At 34.6% G+C, this 7,181-nt stretch carries 7 protein-coding genes; 5 read left to right on the top strand and 2 right to left on the bottom strand.

Translation table 11 applies throughout. The features are described from left to right. On the top strand, positions 1–528 hold a 528-nt coding region (locus HGPG_RS05370), incomplete at its 5' end, for an IS3 family transposase (RefSeq protein WP_019125035.1). A gap of 116 nt (positions 529–644) precedes the next feature. Here HGPG_RS05370 and HGPG_RS05365 read toward each other — a convergent pair. After that, positions 645–1,850, bottom strand: a complete 1,206-nt coding sequence (locus HGPG_RS05365; protein ID WP_019125034.1) for an FprA family A-type flavoprotein — start codon at positions 1,848–1,850, stop codon at positions 645–647. A gap of 94 nt (positions 1,851–1,944) precedes the next feature. After that, entirely contained in the window at positions 1,945–2,763 is an 819-nt protein-coding gene (locus HGPG_RS05360; RefSeq protein WP_019125033.1) for a tRNA lysidine(34) synthetase, read from the bottom strand. A gap of 246 nt (positions 2,764–3,009) precedes the next feature. Here HGPG_RS05360 and HGPG_RS05355 point away from each other — a divergent pair, with 246 nt between their 5' ends. Genes HGPG_RS05355 through HGPG_RS05340 form a run of 4 tightly spaced genes read left to right on the top strand, consistent with a single transcriptional unit; the run spans position 3,010 to position 7,093 of the window. Further along, complete coding sequence (locus HGPG_RS05355; protein WP_019125032.1) at positions 3,010–4,464, top strand: nicotinate phosphoribosyltransferase; 1,455 nt, start codon at positions 3,010–3,012, stop codon at positions 4,462–4,464. Between the two features lie 27 nt (positions 4,465–4,491). Next, the gene (locus HGPG_RS05350; RefSeq protein ID WP_019125031.1) at positions 4,492–5,358 is read left to right on the top strand and encodes a radical SAM protein; all 867 of its coding nucleotides are present in this window, start codon (positions 4,492–4,494) and stop codon (positions 5,356–5,358) included. Position 5,359: 1 nt separating this feature from the next. Further along, positions 5,360–5,869: a hypothetical protein gene (locus HGPG_RS05345; protein WP_019125030.1), complete on the top strand. Its 510-nt coding sequence runs from the start codon at positions 5,360–5,362 to the stop codon at positions 5,867–5,869. Between the two features lie 9 nt (positions 5,870–5,878). Beyond that, on the top strand, positions 5,879–7,093 hold the full coding sequence (locus HGPG_RS05340; RefSeq protein ID WP_019125029.1) for an AI-2E family transporter: 1,215 nt from the start codon (positions 5,879–5,881) through the stop codon (positions 7,091–7,093). Positions 7,094–7,181 lie beyond the last annotated feature (88 nt).

Genomic DNA, 7,181 nt, shown 5'->3' with positions numbered 1-7,181 from the left:
TTTACAGTAGAAAGACCATATACACAAATAACAACAGACACAACAGAATTTAAATATCTAGAAAAAGATAAATCAGGAAACTATCAAGTAAAAAAACTTTATCTAAACCCATATCTAGATATGTATAATGGAGAAATCATATCCTATGAAATATCAAAACAACCAACATTAGAACCAATACTAAAAGCCTTAAAAAAAGCAATAGAAATAACAAACACGAACAATGATAAGAGGATATTTCATTCAGACCAAGGATGGGCTTACCAAGTAAAACAATACACATCAAGACTAGAAAAAGAAGGAATAACCCAATCAATGTCAAGAAAAGGCAATTGCCTAGATAACTCACCAATGGAAAACTTCTTTGGAATACTAAAACAAGAAATATACTACGGAAAAAAATTCTATTCATATGAAGAATTGAAAGACACAATAGAAGAATATATGGAATATTACAATAAAGATAGAATAAAAGAAAAATTAGTATATTTAAGTCCAGTGGAATATAGAGAAAAGAATGCAGCATAAAAATTCCACCCCTAGGGGTGGAAAGTAATAAAATAATACCAGAGCTAGCAAACTACTAGTCCTGGTATTAGGTCCAACTTTATGGGGTCACCACAAAATTCGTGACGATTAATTTTTTATTTGTTTAAAATTTTTGCAGCCATTTCTTTTCCAAATTCAATAAGCTTTTTAATTTCTTCTTCAGTTGCTGCACCTTGGATTTCTAGTTGTGTGTCAAGTACATCGTACTTGCCATCTTCCATGTATTTCTTTAGGGTTTTAAGAGCGCCCCCTGACCAAGAGTAGGATCCGAAAATTCCCCAATAATTATTTTTCATTCTTTGGTGAGAAACTTCTGTCATTAGATAATCCATTGGTGGGAACAAATTATTGTCATATGAGCATGATCCTATGATTACACCCTTGTATCTCCAAATGTCTGATAAAAGATAGGAGTTAGAAGTCTTTGTGATGTCTCTGACCTTGATATTCTTAAGTCCGCCTTCAGAAAGTCCCCTTGCCACAGCTTCTGCCATCATTTCAGTATTTCCATACATTGAGCCGTAGATAACAACGCATCCGTCAACAGTTTCTTGTTTAGCAAGAGATGTGTAGATGTCAATTATTTTCTTAGGATCTTCTCTCCAAATAGGTCCGTGATCTGGACAAATTAACTGAATATCAAGGTCAGCTAATTTATTTAAGGCTTTAAGGGCTTGTGCTGCATATTTTCCAACTATATTTATAAAATATCTTGTTGTTTCTTCGTGATAGTGAGCGTCATATTCAATTTGATCGTCAAAAATTCCACCATCAAGAGTTCCAAAGCCACCAAAAATATCTTGTGAGAAAAGTGTCTTTGTAGTTTCTTCATAGGCTACCATAGATTCTGGCCAGTGAACCATTGGAGTCATGTAAAAAGTATATTTTTTATCTCCTAGTTCTAGTGTTTCACCATCCTTAACTTCTATGATGTTGTCTGTAATTTCATAGAAATTATTTAGCATGGCAACAGCTTTTTTATTTGTAACAAGTTTCGCATCTGGATAGATTTCCAAAATTGATTTAATTGAAGAAGTGTGGTCTGGCTCCATGTGATTAATCATAATGTAGTCAATCTTTTCGTCTTCGCCAATTATTTCATTTATTTTTTCCACATAGGAATCAATTGTGTTTACTCTTACTAAGTCAAAAAGTACATTTTTTTCGCCCTTAACAAGAAAAGAGTTGTAAGCAACTCCCTTTGGTAGGGGCCACATGCCTTCAAATAGTTCAGTCTTTCTATCATTTGTGCCTATATAGTAAATGTCATTTTTAATAGGCACTGACAATAAATTTTCCATAAAATCCTCCTTATTTTTAATTTATTTAAACTACCTTAAGTCTTTTAAGATCAGGACCAAGTCCTTTGACAAGAAATTATTTTAATATCTCCTCCTAATAAAATTCCAAAAAGTCGTGTCTCTCTCCCTTTTCTTTAAATCCTAAGATTTGTTCCATATTTACATTTTCAGTTGCTCGAAGAATATTTATGTCTACATTTTTGTTTTCTTTTTTTAGTTCTTCGATTAAGTCCTTAATAAAAAATCTCTTGTTGCCAGACTTTTTCTTTGTCACAGTGCAGGCACAGTCAAGGGCAGATAGTCCCGTTGACTTCATAAAGCGAATGATTGCCTCTTCACGAACTAGATACATGGGTCTAATTAGTTCAAGCCCTTCAAAGTTTTGCGATTTTAATTTCGGCATCATAGTCTTGAAGTCGCCAGCATAAATTATATTTAAAAGAACAGTCTCTATGACATCGTCAAAGTGATGACCTAGGGCAAGCTTGTTGCAGCCAAGTTCCTGAGCCCTGTTGTATAAATTGCCGCGGCGCATTCTCGCACACATATAGCAGGGAGATCCGCCCTCAGACATTTTTTCTGCAACAGAAAAAACATCAGACTCGTGAATCTTTACTGGTATGCCAAGTCTTTCGCAGTTAAACTCCAACATCTGTCTATTTTCAGGAAGGTAACCTGGGTCCATGGCTATAAACTCTAGTTCAAAGGGCACCTTGTTGTGTCTCTTTAATTCCTGCAAGAGTTTTGCAAGAGTGAGGGAGTCCTTGCCGCCAGAAATTGCAACGGCAATCTTGTCGCCAGGGCTTATAAGTTCATACTTATTTACGCTTTGCACAAATTTTTTATATATGTCTCGTCTGTAAGTTTTTATAAGGGACCTTTCTATGTCCACAGTGCTTTTTATTGTTTCCAAAAAATTCCACCTTTACCAATCTAATGTTATTATAGCACAGTTAATTTTTATTTTTAATATAATAGAATTTGTAGGCCAGTTAAAAATTTTTCTGCATAAAAAATATTGGTGATTTATAAAAAATACCTATTTTAAAATAAAGGGCTAAAAATCATTAATTTTTCAAAAAATATTTATGATGTGATATAATTTATGTAATTAACTAAGGGACTCTACTTATGTAGAGAGAAGAAAAGGAAGTATAAAATGGTAAATTATAATGTTAAGAAAAATTACACATTGCTTGTGGATTTTTATGAATTAACAATGGCAAATGGATTTTTTAAGGAAGGCATGAGAGACAAGACTGTCATCTTCGATATGTTTTTTAGGGAAGTACCTGACAACGGTGAGTACACAATTGTTGCTGGCCTAGAACAATTAATCGAGTACATGGAAAATCTCCACTTTTCTGAAGAAGACATAGAATTTTTGAGAGGCAAAAATATTTTTGACGAAGAATTTTTAGATTATCTATATAATTTTGAATTCCAATGCGATGTCTGGGCAATGCCAGAGGGAACTCTTGCCTTTCCTGGTGAACCGCTCATGACAGTTAGAGGTCCAGCTATACAAGCGCAAATGCTTGAGACTATGGTTCTCTTAACTTTAAATCATCAATCAATGATTGCCACTAAGGCATCTAGGATTGTCAAACAAGCAAAGGGAAGACCAGTTGTTGAATTTGGATCAAGAAGGGCGCAAGGTTATTCTGCTGCAAACTTAGGAGCAAGGGCTGCCTATATTGGTGGCTGCGCAGGAACTGCCAACACTTTATCTGATAAGATGTTTGGCGTGCCAGCTCTTGGGACTATGGCACACTCTTGGGTTCAAATGTTTGACTCTGAACTTGAAGCCTTTAGGGCCTTTGCAAGAGTTTATCCAGACAACTGTCTACTTTTAGTTGACACCTACGACACCCTAAAGGAAGGCATACCTAATGCCATAAAAGTTTTTGACGAAGAAGTCCTCCCTCGTGGATTTAGACCTAAGGGAATAAGAATCGACTCAGGAGACATCACTTACATCTCCAACAAGGCGAGAAAAATGCTTGACGATGCAGGCTATCCTGATGCACAAATTATGGCATCAAACTCTCTTGACGAGTACACTATAAGGACAATCCTCCACCAAGGGGCAAAGCTTGATTCCTTTGGAGTTGGGGAAAGACTTATTACATCAAAATCATCTCCAGTCTTTGGCGGAGTTTATAAGTTAGTTGCAACTGTAAGTAAAGATGGAAAAATTATTCCAAAGATAAAAATTTCTGAAAATGTTGCGAAAATCACTACGCCAGGCTTTAAGGAACTTTACAGATTTTATGAAAATGAAACAGGCAAGGCAATGGCAGATGTAATTGCCCTAAGGGATGAAGAAATTCCTGAAGACAATTATGAAATTTTCCACCCAGTTTACACTTGGAAGAGAAAAACCTTAACTGACTACACAGCCAAGAAGGTTCTAGTACAAATTTATGACAAGGGAAAACTTGTCTACAAGCTTCCAAGCCTTGAAGAGATAAAGGAAAAGGCGGAGAGAGAACTTGACACCCTTTGGGAAGAAACAAAGAGACTTGACAATCCAAATGAATACATTGTTGACTTGTCAGAAAAACTTTGGGAAGTTAAGGACCAACTTTTAAAGAAACACGGTAAAAATTAAAAATAGAAAATTAGAAAGGGAAGAAATATGCAGTATTACGGAAATGTTTTTAGACCGCCAAGTGAGGCAAGGTCTCTAATTATTCAGGCAACAGTGGGTTGCTCCCACAATTCTTGCACATTTTGCTACATGTATAAAGATGACGACTTTAGGATTAGACCTCTTGAAGATATAAAAAAGGATTTAATCGAAATGAGCTCCTATGGAGATTATTTCGAGAGAATTTTCTTGGCTGACGGAGATGCCTTGATCTTAAAGACAGAAGATCTACTTGAAATTTTAAAAACTATAAAAGAATATTATCCCAATGTAAATAGAGTTTCATCCTATGCGACAGCCCAGGACATTAACAGAAAGTCTCTTGAAGAATTAAAGGCTCTAAGAGAAGAAGGACTTGAAATGCTCTACATTGGTTTTGAAACAGGTGACGAGGACCTCCTAAAAGAGATTCAAAAGGGCATTAGCTATGAAGAATATGTCACTGCAATGAAAAAGGCAAAGGAGGCAGGCTTTAAGACTTCTATCACTATTATTGCAGGCCTTGGAGGAGTTGATGGCATGGAAAGAAATGCTATTGGAACTGCCAAACTTATATCTGAAACAAAGCCAGACTTCTTGGGATATCTCACAATGAGAATTTATAAGAACACTCCTCTTTATGCCGACTACATCTCTGGCAAATTTAAAATGCCAGATGCAGGAGAAATTTTGGAAGAGATGAAAATATTTTTGGAGCATGTGGATTCAGAAGGCACAGTCTTCAGGTCCAATCACGCATCAAACTATGTCCTACTTGCAGGCAACTTAAATGAAGATAGAGAGGCTCTAATAAAGTCCATTGAAAAAACTTTGAAAAAGAAAAACTTTAGACCTGATGTATTGAGAGGTTTCTAAATTGAGTAAAAAAGATTTAAAAAATAATGCAACTTCAAAAAATGAAGAGGATTTAAAATTGCAGGAGATTTCCAAGCACCAAAATAGGGGCGTTATTTCCTTTACCAAGGAGGAGGACGAGAAAGCTCTGGCAGTAAATCCCATAAGATTTTTGCTTCCACTTGATTATAGCAAGGCTCCTCGTAAAGAGGAAAAGCTTGAAATTGACTACAAGGAAAAAGATGAGCCCTCCAACAAGGATTTTGAAATAATTATGGAAGTAAATCCAAGTAATTTTGAAGATGACAGGAAGAAAAAATTTAAGAAAAAAAATAATTTGCCAATGCTTTATGACAAAGAGAAGATGGAAGAAGAAACTATGGGCATAATTGACGATTACGCCGACATCTTCACTAGGCAAATGAAGCTCATGATGGATTTTTCTGAAATTTACGTCAAGAGCATAAGTAGTATGCAAAAATCTTTTTTTGAAGACTACTTTAAATTATTTGACGACTTTTCAAAAAAATAGAGGAGAAATATGGAAGAAAAAAGAGAAGATAGAGAAAAAATTAATAGTCCCTTAAAAAAATTATCCTTTAAAAACGAAGTTTACAAGAAAGTTTTTTTACTGGGACTGGCACTTTTATTTGTCGCCTATTTATTTTTAAATAGCAAAAGTATTTTCAAAGGCTTTGGAGTCCTAGCGGGAATTTTAGGTCCCTTCATACTTGGAGGAGTAATTGCCTTTATTATGAAAATACCTCTAAACTTTTTGGAGAGAAAAGTTTTTGACAAGATAAAAAATGAAAAATTTCAAAAGCACAAGAGGACAATTTCCATTGCAATTTCCTTTATATTTATAATACTTGTATTTTTTCTAATAACTGCAATAATTTTGCCACAGCTAATAAATTCCTTTGATGGACTTACAAAGTCCCTTCCTAGCTTTTTACAAATGGCAATAGATAAGACAAGAGAGATACCTTACCTAAATAATTATTCAGACAAGTTGCAAAGTGAATATGATAATTTAAGCTGGAATGAAATATTTAATAGGATAAAGGGCTTTGTAACATCAAGCGACAAGTCATCACAAATACTTAATGGTGCTCTTTCCACTGCATCAAGTATTTTAGGTGGACTTGTATCCTTTATGCTTGCCCTAATTACATCAATTTACATTTTGGCAGATAAGGAAAGACTTGGCTATCAAGCTACAAGAATTTGTTATTCCTTCTTTAATAATAAAGTTGCAAATAAAATAATTCATGTATTTCATCTGCTTCACGAAAACTTTTTTGGTTTCATAAGAGGACAGCTTACAGTTTCCACTCTTATAGGTATCGCAACCTTTGTGGCTTCCTTTGTTTTAAGGATTCCCAATGCGGCAACCCTTGGGGTAATAGTTGGCGTCACAGATCTTATTCCAATTATTGGTCCCTTCCTTGGTGGAGCTATGTGCTTTATTATGATAGTAATAGAAGATTCCACAAAGGCTCTTATGTTTTTGGTCTTAATTGTAATTCTTCAACAACTTGAATCAAACTTAATTTATCCAAAAATTGTTGGAGACGAAGTTGGACTTCCATCACTTTGGACTCTTGTTGCCATTACACTTGGTGGATCTTTATTTGGAGTAGTAGGAATGTGGGCATTTATTCCACTTGCATCAACTCTTTATGAAATAATGAGAGAGTACACAAAATATAAAATTGACGAGAAAAATTTAGATTTAAGAATGAAAAAAATTTAAAAGAAAAAATAAACTGCTTGGAGAAAATTATTCTCTAAGCAGTTTTTTCTTGCAAAATTTTAAAGATAAATTATTTACTTTTTTTGGC

Source organism: Peptoniphilus grossensis ph5 (assembly GCF_000311825.1).
Taxonomy (GTDB): Bacteria; Bacillota; Clostridia; order Tissierellales; family Peptoniphilaceae; genus Peptoniphilus_A; species Peptoniphilus_A hominis.
Note: the sequence above shows the minus strand (reverse complement) of the source record. Positions and strands in the feature narration are given on the sequence as shown.